This window comes from Alcaligenes sp. MMA, from assembly GCF_020907215.1.
GTDB classification, from domain to species: Bacteria; Pseudomonadota; Gammaproteobacteria; order Burkholderiales; family Burkholderiaceae_B; genus Alcaligenes; species Alcaligenes aquatilis.
The window spans coordinates 514,486-541,059 of record NZ_JAJJPP010000002.1; the positions used below are offsets into that span (position 1 = coordinate 514,486).

The 26,574-nt window shown below is 56.3% G+C and carries 21 protein-coding genes and 1 tRNA gene; 16 read left to right on the forward strand and 6 right to left on the reverse strand.

The genetic code is table 11. The annotated features are described in order from the left end of the window. Nucleotides 1-7: 7 nt before the first annotated feature. The 3 genes from ftsA to lpxC all read left to right on the forward strand — a co-directional run bounded on the left by ftsA (nucleotide 8) and on the right by lpxC (nucleotide 3,706). The gene (gene ftsA, locus LNA76_RS10875) at nucleotides 8-1,234 is read left to right on the forward strand and encodes a cell division protein FtsA (RefSeq protein ID WP_189391907.1); all 1,227 of its coding nucleotides are present in this window, start codon (nucleotides 8-10) and stop codon (nucleotides 1,232-1,234) included. A 171-nt stretch (nucleotides 1,235-1,405) separates the two neighbouring features. After that, nucleotides 1,406-2,572, forward strand: a complete 1,167-nt coding sequence (gene ftsZ / locus LNA76_RS10880) for a cell division protein FtsZ (RefSeq protein WP_094195757.1) — start codon at nucleotides 1,406-1,408, stop codon at nucleotides 2,570-2,572. Nucleotides 2,573-2,782: 210 nt separating this feature from the next. Beyond that, nucleotides 2,783-3,706: a UDP-3-O-acyl-N-acetylglucosamine deacetylase gene (lpxC, locus tag LNA76_RS10885; protein ID WP_094195758.1), complete on the forward strand. Its 924-nt coding sequence runs from the start codon at nucleotides 2,783-2,785 to the stop codon at nucleotides 3,704-3,706. A 33-nt stretch (nucleotides 3,707-3,739) separates the two neighbouring features. Here lpxC and LNA76_RS10890 read toward each other — a convergent pair whose 3' ends face one another. Next, complete coding sequence (locus LNA76_RS10890; RefSeq protein ID WP_164461430.1) at nucleotides 3,740-4,222, reverse strand: DciA family protein; 483 nt, start codon at nucleotides 4,220-4,222, stop codon at nucleotides 3,740-3,742. Nucleotides 4,223-4,240: 18 nt separating this feature from the next. Here LNA76_RS10890 and LNA76_RS10895 point away from each other — a divergent pair, with 18 nt between their 5' ends. The 3 genes from LNA76_RS10895 (at nucleotide 4,241) to LNA76_RS10905 (ending at nucleotide 9,127) form a co-directional block, all read left to right on the forward strand. Continuing rightward, nucleotides 4,241-5,173: a M23 family metallopeptidase gene (locus LNA76_RS10895; RefSeq protein ID WP_230019064.1), complete on the forward strand. Its 933-nt coding sequence runs from the start codon at nucleotides 4,241-4,243 to the stop codon at nucleotides 5,171-5,173. Nucleotides 5,174-5,292: 119 nt separating this feature from the next. Continuing rightward, nucleotides 5,293-8,022, forward strand: coding sequence for a preprotein translocase subunit SecA (secA, locus tag LNA76_RS10900; protein ID WP_230019065.1), 2,730 nt, complete (start codon nucleotides 5,293-5,295; stop codon nucleotides 8,020-8,022). A gap of 211 nt (nucleotides 8,023-8,233) precedes the next feature. Further along, nucleotides 8,234-9,127 carry a DUF1932 domain-containing protein gene (locus LNA76_RS10905; protein WP_094195761.1) on the forward strand — a complete coding sequence of 298 codons (894 nt, stop codon included), beginning with the start codon at nucleotides 8,234-8,236 and terminating at the stop codon, nucleotides 9,125-9,127. Between the two features lie 381 nt (nucleotides 9,128-9,508). Here the strand turns inward: LNA76_RS10905 and mgtE are convergent, their stop codons facing one another. The 3 genes from mgtE to LNA76_RS10920 form a co-directional block, all read right to left on the reverse strand. Further along, on the reverse strand, nucleotides 9,509-10,990 hold the full coding sequence (gene mgtE / locus LNA76_RS10910; protein ID WP_230019066.1) for a magnesium transporter: 1,482 nt from the start codon (nucleotides 10,988-10,990) through the stop codon (nucleotides 9,509-9,511). A gap of 21 nt (nucleotides 10,991-11,011) precedes the next feature. Next, complete coding sequence (locus tag LNA76_RS10915; protein ID WP_003803527.1) at nucleotides 11,012-11,356, reverse strand: acyl-CoA thioesterase; 345 nt, start codon at nucleotides 11,354-11,356, stop codon at nucleotides 11,012-11,014. A gap of 186 nt (nucleotides 11,357-11,542) precedes the next feature. Continuing rightward, the gene (locus tag LNA76_RS10920; RefSeq protein WP_108728030.1) at nucleotides 11,543-12,742 is read right to left on the reverse strand and encodes a M20 aminoacylase family protein; all 1,200 of its coding nucleotides are present in this window, start codon (nucleotides 12,740-12,742) and stop codon (nucleotides 11,543-11,545) included. A gap of 80 nt (nucleotides 12,743-12,822) precedes the next feature. Between LNA76_RS10920 and LNA76_RS10925 the strand changes: the two genes are divergently transcribed. Next, on the forward strand, nucleotides 12,823-14,520 hold the full coding sequence (locus LNA76_RS10925) for an AMP-binding protein (protein ID WP_230019067.1): 1,698 nt from the start codon (nucleotides 12,823-12,825) through the stop codon (nucleotides 14,518-14,520). 159 nt (nucleotides 14,521-14,679) lie between these two features. On the opposite strand, the gene LNA76_RS10930 is transcribed toward LNA76_RS10925, so the two are convergent. Next, entirely contained in the window at nucleotides 14,680-15,543 is an 864-nt protein-coding gene (locus LNA76_RS10930) for an inositol monophosphatase family protein (RefSeq protein ID WP_230019068.1), read from the reverse strand. Nucleotides 15,544-15,674: 131 nt separating this feature from the next. On the opposite strand from LNA76_RS10930, the gene mnmC reads away from it, so the two are divergent. From mnmC to glnQ, 9 genes are all read left to right on the forward strand, one after another. Then, nucleotides 15,675-17,540, forward strand: coding sequence for an FAD-dependent 5-carboxymethylaminomethyl-2-thiouridine(34) oxidoreductase MnmC (gene mnmC, locus LNA76_RS10935; protein WP_230019069.1), 1,866 nt, complete (start codon nucleotides 15,675-15,677; stop codon nucleotides 17,538-17,540). A 151-nt stretch (nucleotides 17,541-17,691) separates the two neighbouring features. Beyond that, nucleotides 17,692-19,860, forward strand: a complete 2,169-nt coding sequence (locus LNA76_RS10940; protein WP_230019070.1) for a glycoside hydrolase family 31 protein — start codon at nucleotides 17,692-17,694, stop codon at nucleotides 19,858-19,860. A gap of 264 nt (nucleotides 19,861-20,124) precedes the next feature. Next, a tRNA-Lys gene (locus LNA76_RS10945) sits at nucleotides 20,125-20,200 on the forward strand. A 246-nt stretch (nucleotides 20,201-20,446) separates the two neighbouring features. Further along, nucleotides 20,447-21,457 carry a methionine ABC transporter ATP-binding protein gene (locus LNA76_RS10950; protein ID WP_108728026.1) on the forward strand — a complete coding sequence of 337 codons (1,011 nt, stop codon included), beginning with the start codon at nucleotides 20,447-20,449 and terminating at the stop codon, nucleotides 21,455-21,457. Then, the gene (locus LNA76_RS10955) at nucleotides 21,454-22,113 is read left to right on the forward strand and encodes a methionine ABC transporter permease (RefSeq protein ID WP_022983463.1); all 660 of its coding nucleotides are present in this window, start codon (nucleotides 21,454-21,456) and stop codon (nucleotides 22,111-22,113) included. Before LNA76_RS10950 ends, LNA76_RS10955 begins: the two co-directional genes overlap by 4 nt. Nucleotides 22,114-22,163: 50 nt before the next feature. Beyond that, nucleotides 22,164-22,955 carry a MetQ/NlpA family ABC transporter substrate-binding protein gene (locus LNA76_RS10960; protein WP_094195768.1) on the forward strand — a complete coding sequence of 264 codons (792 nt, stop codon included), beginning with the start codon at nucleotides 22,164-22,166 and terminating at the stop codon, nucleotides 22,953-22,955. Nucleotides 22,956-23,182: 227 nt separating this feature from the next. Further along, on the forward strand, nucleotides 23,183-23,914 hold the full coding sequence (glnH, locus tag LNA76_RS10965) for a glutamine ABC transporter substrate-binding protein GlnH (protein ID WP_395013717.1): 732 nt from the start codon (nucleotides 23,183-23,185) through the stop codon (nucleotides 23,912-23,914). A gap of 112 nt (nucleotides 23,915-24,026) precedes the next feature. Continuing rightward, a complete protein-coding gene (locus LNA76_RS10970; RefSeq protein ID WP_395013623.1) occupies nucleotides 24,027-24,866 on the forward strand; it encodes an ABC transporter permease subunit in 840 nt (279 codons plus the stop codon). Next, nucleotides 24,863-25,591: a glutamine ABC transporter ATP-binding protein GlnQ gene (gene glnQ / locus LNA76_RS10975; RefSeq protein ID WP_094195771.1), complete on the forward strand. Its 729-nt coding sequence runs from the start codon at nucleotides 24,863-24,865 to the stop codon at nucleotides 25,589-25,591. Before LNA76_RS10970 ends, glnQ begins: the two co-directional genes overlap by 4 nt. Nucleotides 25,592-25,709: 118 nt before the next feature. Here glnQ and LNA76_RS10980 read toward each other — a convergent pair whose 3' ends face one another. Continuing rightward, complete coding sequence (locus LNA76_RS10980; RefSeq protein WP_094195772.1) at nucleotides 25,710-26,417, reverse strand: hypothetical protein; 708 nt, start codon at nucleotides 26,415-26,417, stop codon at nucleotides 25,710-25,712. Between the last annotated feature and the right edge of the window lie 157 nt (nucleotides 26,418-26,574).

Consider the following 26,574-nt stretch of genomic DNA (forward strand, 5'->3'; position numbering starts at 1 on the left):
AGAATATATGACTCGTGACATCAAAGACCTGATCGTTGCATTGGACATCGGCACCAGCAAAGTGGTTGCGGTGGTGGCCGAAGTGCTGCCGGAAGGCCGGTTTGAAGTGCTTGGTCTGGGCCAGCATGAATCCCAGGGCATGCGCAAAGGGGTGGTCGTCAATATCGAGACGACAGTCAATTCCATCCAGCGCGCTTTGGAAGAGGCGGAGTTGATGGCCGATTGCAAGATCCGTGAGGTCTACACCGGCATTGCAGGCAGTCACATCACCAGCTTTAACTCCAGCGGCATGGTGGCGGTGAAGGACAAAGAGGTGACAGCCACCGATGTGGCGCGCGTGATCGAAACGGCCAAGGCCGTGAACATCCCCACCGATCAGCAGGTGCTGCACGTGCTGACGCAGGAATTCATCGTGGACTCGCAAGAGGACATTCGCGAACCCATCGGCATGAGCGGTCTGCGTCTGGAAGTGCGGGTGCACATTGTGACTGGTGCGGTCAGCGCGGCGCAGAACATCGTCAAATGTGTGCGCCGTTGCGGCCTGGAAGTGCAGGACCTGATTTTGCAGCCTTTGGCCTCCAGCCTGTCCTGCCTGACGGCGGACGAAAAAGAGCTGGGCGTGGTGCTGGTCGATATTGGCGGTGGTACGACCGACATCGCCATCTACACCGGCGGGGCTATCCGTCATACCGATGTAATCCCGATTGCGGGCGACCAGATCACCAGCGATATTGCCGCCATGTTGCGCACCCCCACGCCAGATGCGGAAGAGATCAAGCTGCGCTTTGGGGTGGCCAAGCAGTCGCTGGCGCATCCGGAGGAAATGATTGAAGTGCCCGGTTTGGGTGATCGCCCTAACCGTCAGGTCAAACGTCAGGCTTTGGGTGCGGTGATCGAGCCGCGTGTGGAAGAGCTGTTCACCTTTGTGCAGCAAAGTCTGCGCGAATCGGGCTACGAAGACTTGTTGTCCTCGGGCATCGTGCTGACCGGTGGTACGGCCATGTTGCCGGGCATCGTGGAACTGGCCGAGGACGTATTCCTGAAACCAGTGCGTATCGCTGTGCCCAGCTATGAAGGCAGTTTGGCTGATGTGATGCGTAACCCTCGTTTTTCGACGGTGATGGGGCTGTTGACCGAAGCTCGCCTGCAAAGCGCTCGTGGCCGCAAAGTGGCCCAGCAAAAAGGGAGCGTCAAAGGCCTGATGGCACGCATGAAGGAATGGTTCATGAATTAAGGGCGTTGCAATACGCTCAGGTCGGGCAGCCTGAAAGGGCGGTCCAGGAGGCAGTTCAAACCGGGTGCGAACCCCTTGGTTGGCAGATGTTTTGAGCTGATTCCAAATTTCAGTTGTATCGGGGAAGTACGTAGGAACTTGACTAATTAAGTGTTTGAGTGGGAGTCAATCATGATGAACTTTGAAATGTTAGATACCAGCGGTAGCGGCACGGTCATTAAGGTCGTGGGCGTGGGCGGCGCAGGCGGCAACGCTGTGATGCATATGATCAAGTCTGGTGTTCAGGGCGTTGATTTCATCTGCGCCAATACTGATTCGCAGGCTCTGGCCAGCAGCGATGCTCCTATCCAGATCCGTCTGGGCCGCAGTGGCTTGGGTGCCGGTGCCAAGCCTGATCAAGGCCGTGCGGCCGCTGAAACTGCTCGTGAAGAAATTCGCGCCGCACTGAACGGTGCCAATATGGTGTTTATCACGGCCGGTATGGGCGGTGGTACCGGTACGGGCGCCAGCCCCGTTGTGGCTGAAGTGGCCAAGGAATTGGGTATTTTGACCGTGGGTGTGGTCACCAAACCTTTCTCCTTTGAAGGCAACCGCCGCTTGCGCATGGCCGAAGAAGGGATCGAGGAGTTGAGCAAGCACGTTCACTCTCTGATCGTTGTATTGAACGAAAACCTGTATGACTTGATGGATGAGGACGCCACGCAGTCCGATTGCTTCAAGGCCGCTGACGATGTCTTGCACAATGCCTGCGCTGGTATTGCCGAGATCATCAATGTTGAAGGTAACGTGAACGTCGACTTTGAAGACGTGAAAACCATTATGGGCGAGCAAGGCCAGGCCATGATGGGTACGGCAGTGGCTTCCGGCTCGAACCGCGCTCGTGAGGCGGCTGAGCGTGCCATCGCTTGCCCATTGCTGGAAGGGGTGGATCTGCACGGTGCCCGCGGCATGTTGGTGAACATTACGTCCTCCTCGTCCCTGAAGATGCGCGAAACGCGCGAAATCATGGACACGATTCGTGGCTATGCGGCAGAAGATGCCACCGTTATCTTCGGTACCGCTTACGACGAGTCCATGGGTGACAGCCTGCGTGTTACTGTTGTGGCTACCGGCCTGGGTCGCAAACAAGCGCGCCCACAGTTGGTACAAAACAACGAAGAAGTGTTACGTACAGGTACGGACAATATGCCTGTCATCGGCGCTGATTACGCCAACGCTGATGTACCTGCTGTCATTCGCAACCCACGCAGCCAGGCTTCGGCTCAGGTGCGCGCGTTGGAGACCGCCGGTATGGATCACTTCGATATTCCGGCGTTTTTGCGCAAGCAGGCTGATTAAAAATCAGGTTCGGCGATTACCCGAGTCGCCAATTTGATTTCTCCCACGACTCCCCCTGGGCGTTCGCGCTCAGGGGGTGTAAGTGCTTTGTCGTGCTCTGGTGTTTGATGCTTGGCAATGACGCAGGTTTGAAGAAAGCCTATAGTGGATAACCCGTATTACGGTTACAATAGTCTTTGCGAACAACACTTTACAAATACAAGAATAGCTATGCTTCGTCAGCGCACCATCAAAAATGTCATCAGTACCAAAGGAGTCGGCTTGCACTCTGGTCGTCGTGTCGAACTGACACTGCGTCCTGCTGCGCCTGACACGGGTATTGTGTTTCATCGTGTTGATTTGCCCGAAATCGTGGATTTACCCGCTCAGGCAGACAAGGTCGGTGGCACACGTATGGCTTCGGTGCTGATCAAGGATAATGTCCGGGTGTCGACCGTGGAGCATTTGATGTCGGCCATTGCTGGTCTGGGCATCGATAATCTGCACGTGGACCTGACGGCTGAAGAAGTCCCCATCATGGATGGCAGCGCCGGTACGTTTGTGTACTTGTTGCGTTCAGCGGGTTTGCAAGAGCAGGAAGCGGCCAAGAAGTTTTTGCGTGTCCTCAAGCCTATAGAAGTTTCTGAGGGCGAGGGACAGGACATTAAATGGGCTCGTCTGGAGCCCTATGAAGGCTTTGCCCTTCAGTTCTCTATCGATTTTCATCACCCGGCTATTGATGCAACGGCCAATTTTGCCGAGGTGGATTTTGCGCATGACTCGTATGTGAAGACCATTTCCCGTGCGCGCACCTTCGGGTTCGCCAGCGAAGTGGAAGCCTTGCGTGCGGCAGGTCTTGCCCGTGGTGGCAGTTTGGACAATGCTATCGTCATGGACGAGTACCGCGTCTTAAACAGCGATGGTCTGCGTTACGAGGACGAGTTCGTCAAGCACAAGATTTTGGATGCTATTGGCGACTTGTACCTGATTGGCCATCCCCTGATTGCGCGCTATGTGGCGTGTAAATCTGGTCATGGTTTGAACAATCAGTTGGCGCGCGCCTTGCTCGCCGCTCAGGATAGCTGGGAACTGGTGACTTTCGAGTCCGCTGCCAGCGCGCCCCATGCATTTTCCAGCGAGTGGAAATTCGCCTGATACTTGTCTAGGGTTTCGATCGTGGTGCTTTGTTTAGCCACGATGATGGCGCAGCAAGCGTTCGATGGCTTGCGCCAAGGGACCTTGAGGCAATGAATCATGGAGCTTTTCGAATGATTCCAGGGCCCGCTCGTCCAGGACTTGTACCTGGCGTGTGGGCTTTTCTGTCACGCTTGCAAACAAATGGGCTTGCACGTGAACCAGCGCCTCGTTAATGTTCCAGCCAGCGGCATTCATCTTCCGTATGACTGTAGGTAAAAGCTGGCGTAGCTTGGCCGCATGCGCCGCGCTGGGAACTGCCAGCGTCAATTGCTGTCTGTCTATACGGGCTACTTTACAAGCCTTGCCTAAAGCTGGTGGCAAGGCTTTGCTTACATGGGTCTGTGCCGCCATCAGCTGCCGGGCCATTTCCAGTACCTGGGAACCTTGCTGGTCGCTAGCCAGCCAACCCAAAGCGTGGCTTTGCCCGCTACTGCGTTTTGGCGCGGATGAGGAAAAAGGGGGCTTCCAGGTCATGTTCGAGGTTATACGAGAGTGGATCAACATAAAGACTATACGTCCTTAGATGCCAAAGCCAAAGGGGTGCGCCGTACGGTGATTGCCCTGGTGGCTTTGGTATCGCTGGGCGTTTCCGCAGCGGCGGGAGCTCTGGTGCAGTCGCACTGGGGGGATCGCAGCGGCATGTCGCTGGATACGGATATGGCCCAAAGCCAGGCCGCCGCCATGCAGGACAACGTTACCCGTCTGGCTGAAAAAGTCGGCGGTTTGCAGGCCAAACTGATCGAGATGGACGGTGTCAGCAAACGCGTGGCCAAAGCCGCCGGTATCGAGTATACCGATCCGGAGCTGGCCGGTGCCATGCCGGTGCAGGATCTGGCCGTCATGGACAGCATGGACGGTGCCGATCTGGTCTGGAGTGCTGACCGTTTGGGCGAGCAGCTGGATAATCTGGCCAAACAGATGTCCGAGCAGCAGGACTGGTTCCAGATGTTGGACAGTGTGCTTACCGAGCGAACCGGCAATGAGGCCCGCCTGCCCAATTACCGCCCGGTGGATTACGACGAGGTGGCGTCCTCCTTTGGCTGGCGTCGTCACCCGATTTCGGGTCGTCACGCCTTGCACGAAGGTTTGGATTTTCCCGCTCCCAAAGGTACGCCTATTTACGCGGCCTCCGGTGGAGTCGTGTCCGAAGCCCGTTACATGACAGGCTACGGCAAGCTGGTGGAAATCAATCATGGCAATGGCATGAGCACGCGATACGCCCATGCGTCATCAATCGTTGTTAAATTAGGCGACGTAGTAGAAAAAGGGCAGTTGATTGCCCGTGTCGGATCGACCGGACAGTCCACTGGTTCGCACCTGCATTTTGAAGTGCGCATGGCCGGGCATGCCCTGGACCCCAAGCTTTTTCTGCCGGCGCGTGAGTACGTAGAACAGCAGATCGCGCAATTGGATTCGGACAAGTAGCTCCGTCTTGCAGCATGTGCGTTAAACTGATTGTTTGCTTGCGCATCCCTTTTAACCAGAGATAGGCTCGAGGCACAGATTCAAGCCCTTGCGGCCTCGCCTACATTGACGACACAAGAATGGTTTCATTGCTGAAAAAGCTTATTGGCAGTCGTAACGACCGACTGCTCAAACAGTACCGTAAGCAGGTCGCCCAGATTAATGCTCTTGAGCCTGCCATGCAGGGTCTGAGTGACGAGGCCTTGGCAGCCAAGACGCAGGAGCTGCGCCAACGTGTTCAGGATGGCGCCTCGCTTAACTCGCTCTTGCCCGAAGCCTTTGCTGTGGTGCGCGAAGCAGGTATCCGTGTATTTGGCATGCGCCACTTTGACGTACAGATGCTCGGTGCCATTGCTTTGCACAACGGCAAGATTTCCGAAATGCGTACGGGTGAGGGTAAAACCCTGACTGCGACCTTGGCCGTGTACCTGAATGCACTGTCCGGCAAGGGCGTGCATGTGGTGACCGTCAATGATTACCTGGCACGACGCGATGCGAACTGGATGGGCCGTCTGTACAACTTCCTGGGTTTGAGCGTGGGTGTAGTGGTTCCCCAGCAAGACAATGCCGAGAAGATTGCTGCCTACCAGGCCGACATTACCTACGGTACCAATAACGAATTTGGTTTTGACTACCTGCGCGACAATATGGAATACCGCGCAGAGGATCGCCGCCAGCGCGGTTTGTCCTACGCGATTGTCGACGAAGTTGACTCCATCCTGATCGACGAAGCCCGTACACCGCTGATCATCTCCGGCCAGGCCGAAGACAATACCGAGCTGTACGTGCGCATGAACGTGGTCCCGCCCATGCTGACACGCATGACGCAAGAGCCTCGTCCACACGAGCCCGAGCCCGAAGGCGACTTCTGGGTCGATGAAAAGGGCCAGCAAGTTCATATTTCCGAAGCCGGTCACGAGCGTGCCGAGCAGATTTTGACTGAAATCGGCCTGCTGCCCGAAGGCGAATCGCTGTACGAGCCACGCCATATTTCTTTGATGCACCATTTGATGGTCGCCCTGCGCGCCCACAACCTGTTCTTCCGCGACCAGCAATACGTGGTTCAGGACGGTGAAGTGGTGATCGTGGACGAATTCACGGGCCGTTTGATGGCCGGTCGCCGCTGGTCCGATGGCTTGCATCAGGCTGTGGAGGCCAAGGAAGGCGTTCGTATCCAGAACGAAAACCAGACCCTGGCGTCGATTACCTTCCAGAACTACTTCCGCATGTATGACAAGCTGGCTGGCATGACCGGTACAGCAGATACGGAAGCCTACGAGTTCCAGGAAATCTACAGCCTTGAAACCGTCATCATTCCACCGAATCGTCCGCTGGCCCGCAAGGACCAGAACGACCAGGTCTTCAAGACCGATGACGAGAAGTTCAACGCCATTCTGAAAGATATCCAGGACTGCCACGAACGTGGTCAGCCTGTTTTGGTGGGTACCACCAGCATTGAAAACTCCGAGCTGATTTCCACACGCTTGAATGCCGCAGGCGTCAAGCACGAGGTGCTGAACGCCAAGCAACACGCCCGTGAAGCCGATATCGTGGCTGAAGCCGGTATGCCGGGCCATGTCACCATCGCGACCAATATGGCCGGTCGTGGTACTGACATTGTGTTGGGTGGCAGCATCGAGCGTCCGATTGCCCAGGTTCGTGAAGACGAGTCTCTGAGCGCCGAACAGAAAGAAGCCAAGATCCAGGCTATTCGCGCTGCGTGGGAGCCCTTGAACCAGCAGGTCAAACAGGCCGGCGGTTTGCGCATTATTGGTACCGAGCGTCACGAGTCCCGCCGTATCGACAACCAACTGCGTGGTCGTGCCGGTCGTCAGGGTGACCCAGGTTCCTCGCGCTTTTACCTGTCGCTGGAAGATTCGCTGATGCGCATCTTCGCTGGCGATCGTGTGCGCGCCATCATGGAGCGCCTGCGTTTGCCAGAGGGCGAGCCGATCGAAGCCCGTATGGTGACCCGTTCCATCGAGTCCGCCCAGCGCAAGGTCGAGGCCCGCAACTTCGATATCCGTAAACAGCTGCTGCAGTATGACGATGTGGCCAACGATCAACGCAAGGTGATCTACGCCCAGCGTAACGAAGTGCTGGAGTCCGCTGACATTACCGACACCATCAGCAGCCTGCGCGAAGCCGCTGTCAGCCGTCTGTTCCGTGAATACGTGCCGCAAGACACGATGGAAGAGCAATGGGATATTCCCGGCCTGACGGCTGATTTGCAAAGCACCTTCCAGATTGAGCTGCCTTTGGCTGAAATGCTGGAGAAAGAATCCAATCTTAACGACGACGACCTGCATGATCGCGTCATCGTAGAATCTCAGCGCCTGTTGCAAGCCAAGATTGACCAAGTGGGTCAACCTAACTGGGGCAATTTCGAGCGCTCCGTGCTTTTGCAGTCCATTGACACGCAATGGCGTGGTCATTTGCAGGCTTTGGATCATCTGCGTCAGGGTATTCATCTGCGCGGCTATGCCCAGAAAGACCCCAAACAGGAATACAAGCGCGAAGCCTTTGAGCTGTTCTCCGACATGCTGGACCGTGTACGTGACGAAGTAGTCAAAGTGCTGATGACGGTGCGTATCCAGACACCGGAGCAAATCGAGGAAGCCGCTGTCGAGGCGCCTCCAGCCAATTCCAATGTTCGTTTCCATCATTCGGACTATGATGCCGCCCTGAGTGGTGAAGACCCCGGTCTGGATGAGGCGGCCAAGGGCGAAGTGCCACGTGTAGGCCGTAACGACCCTTGTCCTTGCGGTAGCGGCAAGAAGTACAAGCAGTGCCACGGCCGTTTGAGCTGATGCAGTCTCAAGCCCCTCGGCCTACCGGCTGTTAGATAAAACCCCATGTGCTATAAGCCATGGGGTTTTTTCTTGGGTGGTGGCCTCGCTTGTGTAGCTAGGCTTCTGGATTGCTGCATCGCGCTCATTCATGGCCATTTTTCCCTGTAAGCTACAGGGCGCAGCCTGATGCTACCGGCTGCTGCCTATCGTTTTTCTGCGTATTTTCTCTATGACACTATCTCCCTTATTGCATCGTGTTGCCTTGATCGGGGCGGGCGAAGTTGCGCGTTTTTATAGCGCAGCCTTGAAGGCTGCCGGTGTGCAGGTGCCGTTTATCCTGGTGCGCCGGGAAAGTGCTGCCGCTCGTGAACTGGCTCAACAGTTAGGGGCGCAGCTGTGTTTGCAGACGAATGCACACTGGCAGGATCTGGATGGGGTGTTGTCCGCCGTGACGGGTACACAGGCAGACGTGGTGGCCAAGACTGTCATGCCGTATTTGTCCGCAGGGACGCTGTATATGGATTTGTGTACAGCCGAGCCTCAGGCGATGGAAAGCATGGATGTCTTAGCGCGACAGCATGGAGTCGAGCTGGCTGACCTGGCGATTATGGGCTCTGTGCCCTCTACAGGCGCTCAGACGGCGTTGTTGGCCGCCGGACAAGGGGCTGGCAGGGCTGCGGCGTTTTGGCAGGCTCAGGGGGCTCCTGTGCGTATTTTGTCGGGGCAGGCCGGGGATGCGATGCGCTTGAAGCTGTTGCGCAGCCTGATGACTAAGGGCTTGGAAGCGTTGGGGATTGAAACTCTGATGCTGGCCGAGCAAATGGGGCTGCGGGACGAACTGTATGAGGTGCTGGAGGATTTGAACCAGCGGGGCTTGCAGGACTTCATGGAATCCTGTTTGCGCAGCCATCTGGTTCATGGTGTGCGCCGCCGTGACGAAGTTCTGCAAGTACGCCGCCAACTGGATCTGGCAGGCATTGCACCCAGAGTGACCAATGGCGTGCTGGATTTCTTTGAACATACGGCACAGACTGAGTCGTTACAACGAAGTCAGGTTGTGGAGACGAAGGAGAGTCTGGAGGTCTTTTTGGAAGAGGCCCGATCGTCGTCCCCCCGTTCTTAGTTGCTTGGAAGGTCAGTTTGGCGCTTGCGTCAGGTGCTTGGCGTCTGAGTTTGAGGCCACTTGTGGGATTGGCTATCAAGATTTTCCCCTGAGAAGGATAAAGAGCTTGTGCTTAATGAGATGAAGCAAACATACTGAAAGCCAACGGGCCAACGGGCCAACGGGCCAACGGGCCAACGGGCCAACGGGCCAACGGGCCAACGGGCCAACGGGCCAACGCCGCGATACTTGGGTGTTCCGGCGGTCCGGCGTTCCGGCGTCCCGGTGTTCGGATTTCCGAGTTTCCTGGTGTTAAAAGATTAAAAGACGTGATCGAAGCCCTTTGAGGCAGATAAAAAAACCGGCCAGAAGCCGGTTTTTCTAATCATGCCTGCTGGCCACCTACAGCAAAAACACCGTCGCCAGTCCCAGGAACAGCAAAAACCCCAGCGAGTCTGTTGCAAAGGTCAGCAGTACCGAGGAACCTACGGCCGGGTCATTGCCAAAGCGGTCGCGCAGGATCGGGATTAGCACACCCAGTGCGGCCCCAATCAGCATATTGCCGATCATGGCGGCCATCATCACCGCAGCAATGGCAATGGAGCCGGAGATAAACCAGGCAAAGAAAGCGGTTACTGCACTGCCACAGACCCCGACCAGAAAGGTCACCAGCAGCTCGCGCTTGATCAGTGGGATGACGTTGGAACCGGTGACACGGCCAGTAGCAATGGCACGAATAATCATGGTCATGGTCTGGTTGCCGGAGTTGCCGCCAATACCGGCCACAATCGACATCAGGAACGCCAGGATCACAATGTGGCTGACGGTGTCCTCAAAGCGCGAGGCAATGAAAGAGGCTGTGGCCGCCGTACAGAGGTTGATCAGTAGCCAGGGGGCCCGGTTGCGGATAGCGGTGCGGATGGGGGCGAAAATGTCATCCTCTTGCAGACCGGCGCGAGACAGAGCCTGCTCTTCCGAGTCCTCTTGCAGCACGTCCACGACCTCGTCAATGGTGACTCGGCCAATCAGGCGGCCAATATCGTCCACCACCGGGGCGGACACCAAGTCATAGCGCTCAAATGCCCCGGCGGCATCCGAGTCCGAGTCCAATGGATTCAGAGTCAGGTAGTCGGTGGACATGGCCGAGGACACCAGAGTTTCGGGTTCGCTGACCAGCAGACGTGTCAGCGACAGGGTGCCCTGCAGTTTATCGGCACGGTCTACCACGAAGATCTGGTCAGTGTGGTCTGGTAATTCCTGCAGGCGACGCAGGTAACGCAAGACCACTTCCAGGGTCACGTCCTCGCGCACGCGCACCATGTCAAAGTCCATGATGGCACCCACCGTATCTTCGGGGTAGCCCATGGCTTCGATCAGTTGCGCACGTTCTTCGTCCGTCAGGCCGTGCTGCACGGCGGCCACCACATCGGGCGGCAGGTCGGGCACCAGATCGGCGATTTCGTCGGCATCCATATTGCCGGCGGCGGCGATCAGGTCTGCCGCATCCATGGAGCGAATCAGCGACTCACGGGCCCAGTCCGCCACTTCCAGCAGCACGTCAGCATCGTGCTCGGCATCCACCAGTTGCCAAATGGCCTGGCGTTCCAGCTCGGGCAAGGACTCCAGAATGAAAGCAATGTCGGCCGGATGCAGATCGTTCAGGATGGCCTTGATCTCGCTTTCATGCTGGCGATGAATCAGGCCTTCAAGCAGGTTGGAACGGTCGTCGTCCTCGAACTGGCGTTGAGCCAGTGACTCGACCACCTCTTGGCGTTTGAGGATGTTTTTCAGGCGGTAAAGTGCCTGCTGCGCGTCCTCGGGCTCCAGGCGGCGTGGCTTGGGAGTGTCACTGGGCGAAGTAGGGTGTACCAGGTTTTCCTGCATAGGCCTGCCTGTCACAAATGCTTAGAGAGGGGGCAGCGGGCGGCTGCGGCGCTCGTCATCGGTGGCCACATACGTCAGCGTGGCTTCCGTTACCTTGACCGTTTCCAGTTGCAGGCGTTTGCGTTCTGCATACACTTCCACCGACACCGTAATGGAGGTGCGGCCAGTTTTGATGATTTCTGTGTAGAAGCTGAGCAAGTCACCCACAAACACGGGCTGTTTGAAGGTGAAGGCATTGACGGAAATCGTGGCAACCCGGCCTTGGGCACGTCGTGTTGCAGGAATTGCTCCGGCAATGTCCACCTGAGACATGATCCAGCCACCGAATACATCGCCGTGAATATTGGCGTCGGTGGGCATGGGCATGACGCGCAGGGTGGGGGCTCCGTCCGGGAGCGAAGAGATGTTGCTTGAAGTAGTCACAAATACTCCCGTATAGGAGGAAAGGGTGGTGGGACCGATGCCCGTAGCGCGCGGGCGCACGCCGTCAACAATAGAACTTGCCATTGTAACGGCAAGCTTTAACCCCGCTATGAAACATTTGTTAAAGCATCAATGATGTTGTGCCAGCCAGTCCAGGGCCAGCTTGGCCCAGTAGCTGGCACCAATGGGGATCAGGGCGTCGTTGAAATCGTAGCTACCGTTGTGCAGCATGCACGGACCCATGCCGTGACCAGGGCTGCGATGATCGCCATCGCCATTGCCTAACCAGACATAGCAGCCGGGGACTTCCTGCAACATGAAGGAGAAGTCTTCGGCACCCATGGAAGGGCGGATGTCCTGACGCAGCTTGTCGGGGCCGGCCAGTTCCCGGATGACTTGCGCGCAAAAGGCTGCTTGTTCGGGATCATTGATGGTGGGAGGGTAGCGGCGGTCAAAGTCGAATTCGGCCTTGCAGCCTTGGGCCGCACAGCTTTGTTCGCACAGTTCGCGCATACGGGTCTCGACCAGATCCAGGGCTTCGGTGGAAAAGGTGCGTACCGTGCCGCGCATGACGGCCTCGTTGGGAATGACGTTGTCGGCAGAGCCTGCGTGAATCTGGGTAATGCTCAACACGACAGGCTCTAGCGGATCCACATTGCGGCTGACGATGGTTTGCAGGCTTTGCGCCAGTTGCACCGCTGCCATGATAGGGTCCACGCCCAGATGGGGCATGCCACCATGGGCTCCTTTGCCTTCAATGCGAATTTCAAAGGTATTGCTGGAGGCCATCATGGCGCCAGGTAAAACGCCGAAGGTGCCGGCAGGCATACCGGGCCAGTTGTGCAGGCCAAATACCGCTTGCATGGGGAAAAGCGAGAACAGGCCGTCCTTGATCATCTCGCGTGCGCCGCCAAAGCCCTCTTCGGCAGGCTGAAAAATCAGATAAATAGTGCCAGCAAAATCGCGGTGTTCGGACAGGTAGCGAGCTGCGCCCAGCAGCATGGCGGTATGTCCATCGTGTCCACAGGCGTGCATCTTGCCGTCGTGGCGGCTTTTGTGTTCAAACTCGTTCAGCTCCTGCATGGGCAGGGCGTCCATATCGGCACGTAGCCCCACCGATGGGCCCTGGCCGCCGGTGCCCTTCAAGATACCAACAACACCTGTGCCACCCAGTCCGCGATGCACCGGAATGTCCCATTTCTCCAGCCAGGACGCGACCTGATCGGCCGTCCGGGTTTCCTCGAAAGCCAGTTCGGGGTAGGTGTGGAGATCACGCCGGATGGCCGCAATTTCATGGGACCAGGCGGAAATGGGATCAAACAGCTTCATGATGCGGGCTTGTCCTTGGGCTTGAACAATAAAGTAGAGTAGAGTTAACCATAAATAAACACGTATTAGGTGACAAGCCCTTGGATACTCAGCAAAAACCTTGGCTCGAGCATTATCCGGCCTCCGTGCCCCATGACATTCAGCTAGGCGCCGAGCAGACCTTGATCGATTGTCTGGATGCCGCCATGAAAAAGCATAAGGACAGGACTGCGCTGACCTTTATGGGGCATGACATTTCCTACGAGCATCTGGACCGCAGCGCAGATGCGTTTGCCGCCTGGTTGCAAGCCCAGGGCCTGGAGCGTGGCAGCCGTGTCATGCTGATGTTGCCCAATGGGCTACCTTTCCTTATTTGCTTGCTGGGCACGATGCGAGCGGGCATGGTGGGCGTCAATACCAACCCCCAATACACCGAACGTGAGCTTGAGTTTCAACTGGCCGATAGTCAGGCCCAGGTTATTGTGATTCTGGAGAATTTTGCGCATGTGCTCCAGCAGGTTCCGGCGAATGTGAAGCCCGCCCATGTGGTGGTGAGCACCGTGGGCGACCTGATGGGACTTAAGGGCAGTGTGGTGAATTTTGCCGTGCGTTATTTGAAACGTATGGTGCCGTCTTATTCTTTGCCCGGTTCGCAGCGTCTGGAAGCAGTGCTGGATCGGGGCAGCAAATTGAGCCTGAGCCGTCAGCCCGCCAAACCTGATGATTTGGCGCTGCTGCAATACACGGGTGGTACAACGGGCCGCCCTAAAGGCGCCATGCTGAGCCAACGCAATCTGATGGCCAACGTTTTACAGGTGGAGGCCGTGGGCTTTCCCGCTTTGGGTGACTTCAAGGGCCCTGCCTACACCATGATGGTGGCCTTGCCGCTGTATCACATCTTCGCGCTGACCGTTTGTGGCTTGTTCGCCATGTATGCGGGTATGCATATGGTGCTGGTGATGAATCCACGTGATCTGAATTCGGTATACAAGGCCTGGAAACGCAATCCGCCCGAAGTTGTCCCCGCCGTCAATACCTTGTTCAATGCGCTGGCGAATCACGAAAAATTCCGTACTTTGCCGTTTGCACAACTCAAGCTGTGCCTGGCCGGTGGTGCCGCTTTGCAAAAGGCCGTGGCCGAGCGCTGGCTGGCCGTGACAGGCTGCCCCTTGATAGAAGGCTACGGCCTGTCGGAAACTTCGCCTGTGGTGGCGGTCAATGCGACGGACTCGCGCGAGTACAGCGGTACGATTGGCTTTCCCTTGCCGTCTACCGATGTGCTCTTGCTCGATGAGCAAGGCCAGCCAGTGGCGATGGGTGAGCAGGGCGAGCTGGCCGTCAAAGGGCCCCAGGTAATGTCGGCTTACTGGAATCAGCCCGAGGAAACCGCCAATGTCTTTACGCCTAATGGTTTCCTGAAAACGGGTGATATTGGTGTCATGGATCAGCAGGGACGAATTCGCCTGGTGGATCGCAAGAAAGACATGATTCTGGTGTCGGGCTTTAACGTTTATCCGAACGAAATTGAGGACGTGGTTGCGGCTCATCCCGATGTGCTGGAAGTGGCGGCGGTCGGAGTGCCCAGCGAGCATAGCGGTGAAAGCATCAAGCTGTTTGTGGTCAAACGTAATTCATCACTGACTGAAGCCGATATCAAGCAATGGTGCAAAGAGCGCCTGACGGCGTACAAGCGTCCCCGTATCATTGAGTTCCGTGATGAACTGCCCAAGAGCAATGTGGGCAAGATCTTGCGCCGCGTCCTGCGGGATGAGGAAGCCAAGCCTGAAGCGCAGGCTTGATTTGGCGGTTTGGAGGAAGGGGCGATTATTCAGCAAATTGCTAAACCTGGCCTGCAACCTGATCTGCATGAAAAAAGCGAGCCGTTTTAAATGGCTCGCTTTTTTATCGGGCGATGAAGATCGGAGCAGGAAGTTTGGCAACTGGCCCCGAATAAGGCGTTAAGGCTTGGGTTTGGTTGGACGCTGTGTCAGCGAGGGACGCACCATGTCCAGCAATTCATCGGCAATGTGGGCATTGCCTGCGTAGACGTGGCCACTGACGGGCCAGGGCTCTTCCTGATACAGGTCCTGGCACACGCCCTTGGCTTCACGCACCAGCAAAGTACCCGCGGCAACGTCCCAGGGGGCCAGGCCCATTTCCCAGTATCCGTCGTAACGGCCGCAAGCGACCCAGGCCAGATCCAGCGCGGCGGCACCCATGCGACGTACCCCACGGCTGCCGGTAATGGCGGCGTTCAGGCTGGGCATGTACTGGTCGGAAAAAGAAAAGTCGCGAAATGGAAAGCCGGTGGCCAATACCGAATCCGCCAGTTTTTTCGATGAGGATGTTTGAATACGGCTGCCATTTAACCAGGCGCCCACCCCGTACATGGCTGTAAACAGCTCTTCGCGATTGGGGTCGTAGACCACGGCAATGACTGGGGTGTCCTGGGCTAGAACGCCGTTGTCCATTTGGGTGCCAGCAGGCGCAATCAGGGCGACCGAAACGGCATAGTGCGGGATGCCGTGCAAGAAATTGGTGGTGCCATCGAGCGGGTCGATATACCAGGTGGGGCGGCCTGTATTCACACCGCCGCTTTCTTCGGCCACGATATCAATGTCTGGAGTGCGTTCCATCAACACACTGATGCAGGCCTGTTCGGCTTCGTGATCGGCTTGTGACACCAGATCGTTGTGCATTTTGTTGCTGATCACCAGAGAGCTACGGTCCGACGCATAGGCTTGTAAAATAGCGGCGGCGGCATGGGCTGCAGTAACAGCAGCGTCCAGGCAGGCGCTGAGCGGTAAACGTGACAATGGCATGGCAATCCGGTTTTAAAAAGAAGAGTCTGAAAGAAAGACTTTTGATTGTACGTGTTTGTTGGTGTCAGTTTGATTAAGGCCAGTTTAAGGGGTTAGAGCGTGTGTGAGTGTTGTGATGGGCAGGAAAATTAATGGCTGCCTTTGCGTTTGAGCCTTTGGTCCCGGCCGATTTGGAATTCAATGAGCACGACGTGCCTGTCAGTGCTCTGTATCAGGATAGCTATCACCCGGCAGATGGCCCCTTGGGCCAAGCCCGGCGGGTTTTTCTGCAAGGCAATGGGTTGCCCGAGCGTTGGCGGGGGCGATCTCAATTCACGATTTGTGAAACCGGCTTTGGACTGGGAGCCAGCTTTCTGGCGACCTGGCAGGCTTGGCGTCAGGATCCGCAACGCAGCCAGAGGCTGCATTTCGTCTCGGTAGAGGCTCACCCCTTTCGCCAGGCCGATTTGGCGACTCTGTATGCTCGCTTGCCCGAGCAGTTGCAGGCTCAAGCCCAGGAGTTGCTGGCAGCCTGGCCCATACTGGTGCCGGGTATACACAGGCTGGAGCTGGATGAGGGGCGGGTCACGCTGACCCTGGCCTTTGGGCAAGCTGAAACCATGATGCGCGAGCTGCAATGCCATGCCGACGCGTTTTACCTGGATGGTTTTGCTCCCCGTGGCAATCCTGCCATGTGGTCGCGTTCGGTTCTGGGGCAACTGGTGCGTCTGGCTGCGCCAGGGGCGACAGCGGCTTCCTGGTGCTGTGCAGGGCAGGTGCGACGTGATCTGGCCTCGGTAGGGTTTGAAGTGGAAAAAGTCCCCGGTGCCGGGGGCAAGTGGTGCACTATTCGCGCTCGCTTGCGTCCCCATCTGGGACGACGCGGCAGCTTGCCGCCGCAACAGGGGCGGGTGGTAGTGATCGGTGCTGGTTTGGCGGGGGCGGCGTGTGCCTGGGAACTGGCGCGTAAAGGTGTGCCTGTTCTGGTTTGTGATCCGGCCTTGAGCCGGGGCCTGGATGCCACGCATCAAGGTCACCGTCTGGCTGCCATCTCTCCGGTATTCGCTCTGGATGATGCTCCCTTGGCCCGGTTGAGCCGCAATGCTGTGCTGCATGCCTGGCAAGGCTGGAAAGGCTTGCCAGAGGCGGCACGCCCGCGCCGAGTAGGGACGCTGGTATTTGGTCAGGCGGGCAATAGCGATGCGGATATTCAGCAGGCGTTGGCGCGTTTGGCTTTGGATCAGGACTGGGTGCAATGGCTGGATCGCGAGCAGGGCTCGGCCTTGGCCGGAGTGCCTTTGCAAGGCGGTGGCCTGTATTTCCCGCAAGGCATGGTGGTGGATCCCAGTGCACTGGTCGCCTGTCTGCTGGATCACCCTTTGATTCAATGCCTTCCAGAGCATGTGTTCTTGCAAGCCGGCCAGGGGCCGAATGCGTGGGATGTCTGCAATCAGCGGGGACAATGCCTGGAAAGCAGCAATCGTGTCGTGATAGCGGCAGCGGCCCAAAGCCTGAGCCTGTTGCCAGACGAGCTGCTGGCGGCGCATCCCATGCCTCGCTTGGCAGCCATGCAGCGTCTGGCCGGGCAGGTGACGTATTTATCTGTTGAGCAGGCGTTGACGCAAGGTGGAGTGACTTTAAGTGGCCAGGGCTATATCCTGCCTGTTGACCCGCAGGGGCAAGTCATCGGTAGCACCTACGAGCGTTTTGGTGAATCTGCCCAGGTCAGCCACCAGGGACATCAGCAAAATATCGAAAAAGTTTCTGCCATGCTGGCCAATCCTGCTGTGAGGGGGGAGATACCCGAACAGGGTTGGGCCGGTTGGCGTTGTGCCTTAAGTGACCATTTGCCCGTGATGGGTTTTGTGCCGGGCCAGCCCGGTTTGTTTATGGCTGCGGCTTACGGCTCACGTGGTTTGAGCTGGAGCCTGCTGGCAGCCAGTTTGTTTGCCGCTTATTGTCTGGAGGAACCTATTCCTTTGGAGCGGCGTTTGGAGCAAGCTTTAATACCTCGCTAAGGCCCGTTTTTCGAATTATTTCGGCGAAATTTGAAGCAACATTTTCCTTTGTAGCGCAAATACGTCAAAATAGTGGCCTTGTTAAGTAATCTTGAGCGTGACCCTGCGATCAGCATCGTGCCGTTCGCTCCACTCTGACGACGTGACACAATTGTTTAATCATCTGAGTTTGTTGACGACGAAACCGGCCTTGGCCGATTTCGCTTTTGTCGAAACCGATTTTGCGCTGCGCATCGAAGCTCATGCGCCGGGTGTTTTTCGTTTCCGCTGTATGCCGCTTGCCCGGCTCGATAACGAAAAGCTCAGTACCCGTGCCAAAGCTTTGGGCGATATGCTGCTGGCCCGCCATGAGGCGGTCAGCGAATTTCAACTGGAAACAGCCGATTCCGGCTGGCGGATTGAGCAGGGCGAAGTCGCCTTGCATATTCAGTCCAATCCCTGGCGCTTCGAGGTCCGGCGCGGCGATCAACTGCTCTTGAGCAGTGCGGCGCAACCGCTGACACTGGTGCAAGAGCCCAGCCGCTGTTGGCAGCTGGATCTGGCCCTGGCCGAGGAAGATGCCTTGTATGGTCTGGGCGAAACCTTGGGCGAGCTGGACCGCCGCGAGGAAATGATCGATACCGATCGTCCGGATGATCGCAGCCTGCCTTTGCTCTGGAGCACGCAAGGCTGGGGGCTGTACATCAATACCTTCGAGCGGGTGGAACACGATCTGGGCCAGCAGGATTTGGATGCGTACCGCGCTCGCGTACACGCTGCCGAACTGGATTTTTTCCTGTTCCTGGGCGATCCCAGCGAAATCATCAACCAGTACTCCGCATTGACGGGCCGTGCGGGTCAACCCGGTGTCACGCCTATGGGCTTGTGGCTGGATGGCGCTCAAGCGCAAGACGTAACGTCCTTGCGTGAGTTGGCCAATCAGTGCCGCGAGCAGGGTATTGCACTGGATGTGGCCGTCTTGCCGCCTCCTGAGCCGTACGATTTCCAGCAGGACAAACCGACGCTGGAGTGGGACGCCGCCCGCATGGCTGATCCCCGCGAGGCGTTCTCTGCCTTGCACAATGATCAGTTGCAACTGGCTGCCTGGACGCGTCCCTGCGTACAGGCGGGCACCAGCTTGTTTGAGGAGTGGGAAGATCGCGGCTGGTTGCTCATCAATGATGATGACGGCTGCGCCTATGTATTCCCGGGCGACGCGCTTAGCGGTGGCCGCGATTACGGCTTGCTGGACCTGACTCACAAAGACGTATTTCGCATGTGGACCGAGCGTCAGCGTCAGATGGTCGACGATGGCCTGGGGGCCGTGCTGTGCAATGCCCGCTTTGACATTCCTGATGCCGTTACCAGCCGGGGAGGCGAGTCTGGCGCTTTGTTGCGTGCGATTTATCCTGTGCTGGCACGTCAAGCCTTGTTCGACGCGGTTGCTGGTCACAAGACGCCGCAAGAAGGGGTGGTCGCCAGCCGCGACCTGAGTCCATCTTGTCAGCGCTTTGCCTGGCAATTGGGTCCTCAGGTCGAAAATACCTGGGCGGGTCTGACGGAATCCTTGAAGTCAGCCCTGGCCACCGGCAATAGTGGCGTGCCTATCCATATTCATGGTTGGGGCAATGCGGCAGCATCGACCAGCGAAATGACGCCAGAGTTGTACCTGCGGTGGCTGGCCATGTCGGTTTTCTCGGCGAATTTCAGCCTGCAAGGTATTCCTGCTTTGCGGCCTGATGCGTTTGACGAAGAAACGCAGGCTCAGGTTGCCCATTGGTTGGAGTGGCGTTTTCGTCTGGTGCCTTATGTATTGGGCATTATTGAGGACGCTGTGCGTACCGGCTTGCCTGTACAGCGCTCTATGGCTCAAAGCTTCCCGGCAGATGCTCAGGCGCGTTTGTGGGACACCCAGTATTTATTGGGCCCTGCCTTGCTGGTGGCTCCTGTCTTGCAGCCGGGGCAGGATGTTGAGGTCTATCTGCCTGAAGGCGATGCCTGGTGGGATCTGAGTACCGGTTGGCGCTACGAGGGTGGCACGACCGTGAAAATGACAGTGGGTCTGGATCGTTTGCCGGTCTTTGGTCGCGAAGGACATATGCTGTGTCTGGGACCGGTGGTCAAGCACACCTCTGAATTTAACTCGGCCCGCTTGCTTGATGAGGTCTGGATGTTTGGCATGCCCGAGCACAGCCCGGTTGTGATGCGCAACAAGATCCGCGTCATGCAGATGCAAGGCTCCAGCTACATCAAAGGTCTGGAGGGATTGAAGATCCTGCCGTCCGAAGGGCTGGAGGTCAAACGCCGTGGTGCCGAGGTTCGTATTTCTCGTGCCCGTTAAGTCTTAGACGAACCTGATTGTCTTTGAATGCCTTCCGGCAGTGGGGTTAGCCCCCGTGTCGGGAGGCATTTTCTATTTTCAGCACAAAACTCTGTTGAATAGAAGTTCAAATTTTGTTTCTGAAACAGAGAAAAGTGTTGAGACTGGGGCGTTGAAAGCCGCTGTTTTCATCTTTTTTGAAGAAAAATGCTTTTTTTCTGATTATTTTGCATTTAGTGCTTGACGAGCCCTTGGAATCGGGTCATAATTTCATCTTTCAGTAGGGGGTCGTTAGCTCAGTTGGTAGAGCAGCGGACTTTTAATCCGTTGGTCGCGCGTTCGAGTCGCGCACGACCCACCACTACACTGAAACGTAGAAACAAGGCCGCGCTTAGCGGCCTTTTTCTTTGGGCGCTTGCCTTGCACAGCCAAGGTCACGTCCGCGCATTGGCCGGTCGGAAATCTTGCTATACAGTGCAGCCCTCAGTATGGTTTCAATATTTCCAAGGGTTATATCTATCTGGTCATTGTCAAATTTGCTTTATGGTAAATTTCGCTTACAGCTCAGGCTTTTATAACTCGACTGACTAACTAGGCTGAGTTCATTTTGATTCGTCTTGAACACATCTCAAAAACCTATTCTTTGGCAGGCAGGACCGTTCATGCTTTGAACGACGTTTCCTTGCAGATTCACCAAGGAGAGGTCTTCGGTATTATTGGTCGCTCGGGTGCTGGGAAAAGTACGCTGATCCGCATGCTCAATCTGCTTGAGCAACCCAGTTCAGGCCAGGTCTGGGTACAGGATCAGGACATCACACGTTTTTCGGGCGCGCAGTTGCGCGCTTTCCGACAAGGCGTGGGCATGGTGTTCCAGCATTTTAATTTGCTTCACTCCCGCACGGTTCTGGATAATGTCTGCTTTCCTCTGCGCTTGGCAGGGGTAGGTCGTGTTCAACGCCACGCTCGTGCTCTGGAAGTGTTGGAGCTAGTGGGCTTGAAGGATCATGCCAACAAGTATCCCCGTCAGTTATCGGGCGGACAGCAGCAGCGTGTCGGTATTGCGCGTGCCCTGGCTAATCGACCGCAGCTTTTGCTCTGTGACGAAGCCACCTCGGCGCTGGATCCAGAAACTACCCAGTCCATCTTGCGCTTGCTGCGCGAGATCAATCAGGAACTGGGGCTGACGATTGTCTTGATTACCCACGGTATGGATGTCATTCGCTCCGTCTGTGACCGGGTGGCGGTGATTGACGCCGGCCAGATTGTAGAGTGTGGCGAAGTGCTGGATGTGTTTCTGCATCCGCATCATCCCACCACGCAGTCCCTGCTCAGCGAAAGTGGCGTGAACGCTGACGACTGGCATGCATTGGCAGAGGGTGTGCCCGGTAGTGTCATGCGCCTGAGTGTGCGTGGTGTGGCCACGACCGAGCCTTTGATTAGCCGCATTACCAGCCAACTGGGGCTGAATGTGAGCATATTGCAGGGGGCCATTGGTCGCATCAAAACCGAGCCTTACGGCCAACTGGTTGTGGCCGTACAAGGGGATGCGCAGGCTAAGGCAGGGCTGGATGCCTTGCTGACTGAATTGAATGTCCAATTTGAGGTATTGCGGCCATGAACTTTAGCAACTTGGATTGGGCGCTGATTGGTGAGGCCACGATTGATACCTTGTTGATGACAGGTATTTCGCTGGGCTTTACCGCAATTATTGGTTTGCCATTAGGCGTGCTGCTGTTTCTGACCAGCCGCAAGCAGATGTTGGACAATGCCTGGATCTACCAGAGCTTGTCCCTGATCGTGAACATTTTGCGTTCCGTGCCGTTCCTGATTCTCTTGATCGTCATTATTCCCTTGACGCGCATTTTGGCCGGTACGTCTTTGGGAGTGCAGGGCGCGATTCCGCCTTTGGTCTTGAGTGCGGCGCCGTTTTTTGCCCGCTTGGTAGAAAATGTTTTGCGTGAACTGGATCCTGGTGTGAATGAGGCCTGCCGTGCCATGGGAGCCAACTCTCGTCAGACGGTTTTACTGGCTTTATTGCCCGAAGCGACGACCGGCATTGTGGCAGCCCTGATTGTGACTGCGATTGCACTGGTGGGCTATTCAGCCATGTCCGGGGTGATTGGCGGTGGTGGTCTGGGTGACCTGGCCCTGCGCTTTGGTTATCAACGATATCAAACGGATGTCATGGTGGTTACCGTGACTATTCTGGTGGTGCTGGTGCAACTCCTGCAGGTGTTTGGAGACGCCATGGTGGCTCGTTTGAGCCGAAAATAAGTTCTGGCAGCTATCGTGATAGTCTTGCCTTTCTGAAACTGGAGTCGCTCATGTCTTTGAAGAAATTTGTTCCCGTTCTGGCCTTGTCCGTGTCGGCTCTGCTGGCCAGTGTGGCCCAAGCCGCCGAGACCTTGTCGGTTGCTGCTACCCCTGTGCCACACGCCGAGCTGCTGGAGTTTGTCAAGCCTGCTTTGGCCAAGGAAGGCGTGAACCTGGATATCAAGGTGTTCACCGATTACGTGCAGCCCAACCAGCAAGTGGCTGACGGCCATATCGATGCCAACTTCTTCCAGCACAAGCCTTACCTGGATACCTTCAACAAAGAACACAAAACCGATCTGGTGTCGGTGGCCGTGGTTCACGTTGAGCCCTTTGGTGCTTACTCCACCAAGATCAAGAGCCTGGACGAGCTGAAAGAAGGCGCACTGGTGGCAATCCCTAACGATCCGTCCAATGGCGCTCGTGCTTTGCTGTTGCTGCAAAAAGCAGGTGTTCTGACCCTGAAGGATCCTTCCAATATTCTGGCGACCTCGCGTGATGTGGACCAGAACCCCAAGAAGCTGAAGTTCAAGGAACTGGAAGCTGCTACCTTGCCGCGCGTACTGGCTGATGTGGATATCGCTCTGATCAACACCAACTACGCGCTGGAAGCGGGTCTGAACCCCACCAAGGATGCTTTGGCTATTGAAGGTGCAGACTCTCCTTACGCCAATTTGATCGCGGTGGCTGCCAAGTCCAAGGACGACCCACGTGTAGCCAAGCTGATCCAGGCTTTGCATAGCGAAGATGTAAAGAAATTCATTGCAGACAAATACAAGGGGGCCATTGTTCCTGCGTTCTGAATGTGAGTTTTGATACGGCTCATTGTCTGAAAAACCTCGGGATTTCCCGAGGTTTTTCTTTTTTTAAAACTATTAAATACGAAGAGTTGGGCTGCTTCGGGTAGCATAGATCAACGCTGGGCCAGGTCATGAGCCTGTACCAGACTTGGGTAAACATCGAACTGGCTGATTGTGGGTCAGTCCCTACAGAGGAGTAACGGATGTTCAATAAGAAAATGAAAACCCTGATGGCCGGCTTGGCCCTGGCTTTGGCTTTGCCCGCTGGGCAGGCCTTGGCGCAACAAGGCAAAGAGCTGGTGGTCGCAACCGATACGGCGTTTGTGCCTTTTGAGTTCAAGCAGAACGGTAAGTACACAGGCTTTGATATCGACTTGTGGGATGCGGTCGCAAAAAAAGCCAATCTGAATTACCGCTTCCAACCCATGGATTTCAACGGCATTATTCCAGGTTTGCAAACGCGCAATTTGGATGCCGCGCTGGCCGGGATCACCATCCGTGATGACCGCAAGCAAGTGATTGATTTCTCCGATCCTTACTACGAAAGCGGTCTGGCTATTTTGGTCAACACCGATAACTCCGCCATCAAGACCGCCGCCGACCTGGAAGGCAAAACGGTGGCTGTGAAGATCGGTACGGCCACTGTGGACTTCATGCAGCGTTCGGTGCCGACTGCCAAGCTCAAGCTGTTTCCCAATATCGACAACGCCTTCCTGGAGCTGGCAACAGGCCGTGTGGATGCCGTGGTGCACGATACCCCCAATGTGCAGTATTACGCCCAGACCGGCGGCAAGGACCGTGTGAAGGTCACTGGCGCTGTGAAAAGTGGTGACTTCTACGGTATTGGCTTTCCCAAGAACAGCGAACTGGTTCCGGTTGTGAACCAGGCTCTGAAAGACATTCGTGCTGACGGCACTTACGACAAAATCTACCAAAAATGGTTTGGCAAGCAGCCTGATTAAACAGCGCGGAGCCAAGCGCATGCCAGGCGGTGATCGCGTGTCGTAACGGGATCACCGCTTTTATTTTTTGACGCTCTGTTGCGAGCGTTTATTCAAAGACAAAGGTAGCACTGTGACTTTTGAATGGGACGCTATCTGGGGGGCTTTACCCAGCCTTCTGGAAGGTACAAAAATGACGCTGCTCATTACCCTGTCGGGTTTGATGGGTGGCGCTGTATTGGGTTTTCTGACCGGGGTGATTACCACCTATGTTCGGGTGCCGGTCACTTGGCGCCGGGCAGCATGGTTCATCCTGGGGCTGTTTGTGCTCGGTTTTGTGATCAAGGGCCTGTCCTGGCTGACAGGTAATTGGTTGAGCTTTGTGCCGGCCTGGATCTGGAGTTCGCTGCAGGCATTGATGGCCCTGTTCTTGCTGGCTTTTTTCAGGCGCTATCTGCTGCTGGTTCTGTCCTTTCTGTGCCAGGTCTATGTGCTGCTTATCCGCGGCACGCCGATTGTCGTGCAGGTAATGTTTATCTACTTTGCGCTGCCCCTGCTGGCCAACATCCGCATTGATGGACTGACTGCCGCCATTTTTACCTTGATGATCAATTCCGGAGCCTATATTTCCGAGATCGTACGTGGTGCCTTGCAATCGGTACCCAAGGGGCTGAAAGAGGCAGGCGAGGCGATGGGCTTGCCGTTTTACAAGATTTTGCGGCACATCATTGGGCCCGTGGCATTTCGCCGCATGATTCCGGCCATGGGTAACCAGTGCATTATCAGCCTGAAGGATTCATCGCTGTTTATTGTGATCGGTGTGGCCGAACTGACTCGCCAGGGTCAGGAGATTATTGCGAATAACTTTCGTTCGGTGGAGATTTGGGGGGCGGTTGCCGTGATCTATCTGATCCTGACTGGCCTGATTGCCCTGACTCTGAAGTTGATTGAACACCGTATGAGGATTGTATGAGTATTGTCGAGTTCAAGCAGGTAACCAAGCGCTTTGGAGACAATATCGTGCTCGACGATATCAGTCTGACGATTGATAAGGGCGAAGTGGTTGTGGTGGTCGGCCCCTCGGGTTCGGGGAAGTCGACTTTTTTACGGTGCATCAACAAGCTGGAAGACATTCAGGCGGGCGACATTGTGGTCAATGGCTTGAGCGTGAATGGTACGCCAGCCCAAGTGCGGGAGCTGCGCCGGGAAGCTGGCATGGTGTTTCAGCAGTTCAATCTGTTTCCGCAGATGAGTGCGTTGGAAAATGTCATGTTCGGGCCAGTGCATACGCGGGGCATGGATCGCGCCCAGGCGCGTAAGGAAGCGATGGAGCTGTTAGCCAAGGTGGGCTTGGCCGAGCGCGTCAATCATTACCCGAATGAGTTGTCCGGTGGTCAGCAGCAGCGAGTGGCTATCGCCCGTGCATTGGCGATCAAGCCTAAGTTGATGCTGTTTGATGAGCCAACCTCTGCGCTGGACCCGGAGCTGCGCCAGGAGGTGCTCAAGGTCATGCAATTGCTGGCAGAGGAAGGCATGACTATGGTGGTGGTAACCCACGAGATGGATTTTGCGCGTCGTGTGGGCAGCCGTCTGATTTTTATTGATCAGGGCCGGGTAGCGCATGATGGGCCGCCTGCCGAGCTGCTCAGTGATCCTCCTAGCCAACGCCTTAAAGACTTTTTGCAGCATGTAGCTTAAAGCGTCTGTCGGGATCGTTGGGCATAAAAAAGCCCTTCAGGGTTTTGGCGATGGAGCCAAGGACCTGAAGGGCTTTTTTGTCATTGCCTGCCTGTACGTGACAGACGGGCAAGGGTTGTTATTTCGATGGAGTGACGTAGATGGTACGTGTGGCCACGACGCGGTTCGAGCCATCTGGTTTGATGCGTATCGTGACCTGGCGCGGCGTAAAGCCGGCGGGCAGTTCGGCGGAGCCATTGATGTAGGCATAACGGCCTACGCTGACGGTCTGGCCAGGCAGGTCCACATTGCCAGAGCGGCCATTGCTGTAACGACCCGCTGCAACCAGTTCCATCGTGCCGCTAAATTCGGTTTCTTTGCCCTTGTCTTGCATCAGCAGCACAAAGTGATTCAGTTGGCCTTCCTTGATGGTGAATTCGGCAGCGCGGATGCCGGGCGAGGTCCCGCGCGGGTCTGGCGGCATGGCATCGGCAAACAGGGCAATGTCTTTTTCCAGTTTGGTGACCATGGCTTGCAGGTCGCTGGTCTGTTTGCCAAGTTTGTCCTCGTTTTGGCTGACGTCTTCCAGCTCGCGGCTGGTCTGGTTCAACTGAGCTTGCAAACGTTGCTTCTCGGCGTTGGCACTGTTCAGATCATAGTGCAACTGTTCGGACTGCTCTACGGTCAGGCGCGTGGGGCCATAACTTTGTTGCAAGAACAGCAGACCGCCCGCACCCAGGGCAATGCCTGTCAACAGCAGGACAAACCAGCGTGGAATACGGCGTTTTCGACGGCTGGAGCCGTAGGCGGTGGGCTTGAATACGGTGCGTTTGGAGGAACCAAGCATGAGAACAGACGTTCCTGTCAGACAAGGGACTTGAGACAAATCAAGTCCTGATTACAAAACCCATTAGCATAGACGTCATTGGGGCTAAGGAGGCGGGACTGGTTGGCTTTGTTGCCCTTTGTTGTGCTTGGAAACGTCTGCCAACCAGCCTGCAAAC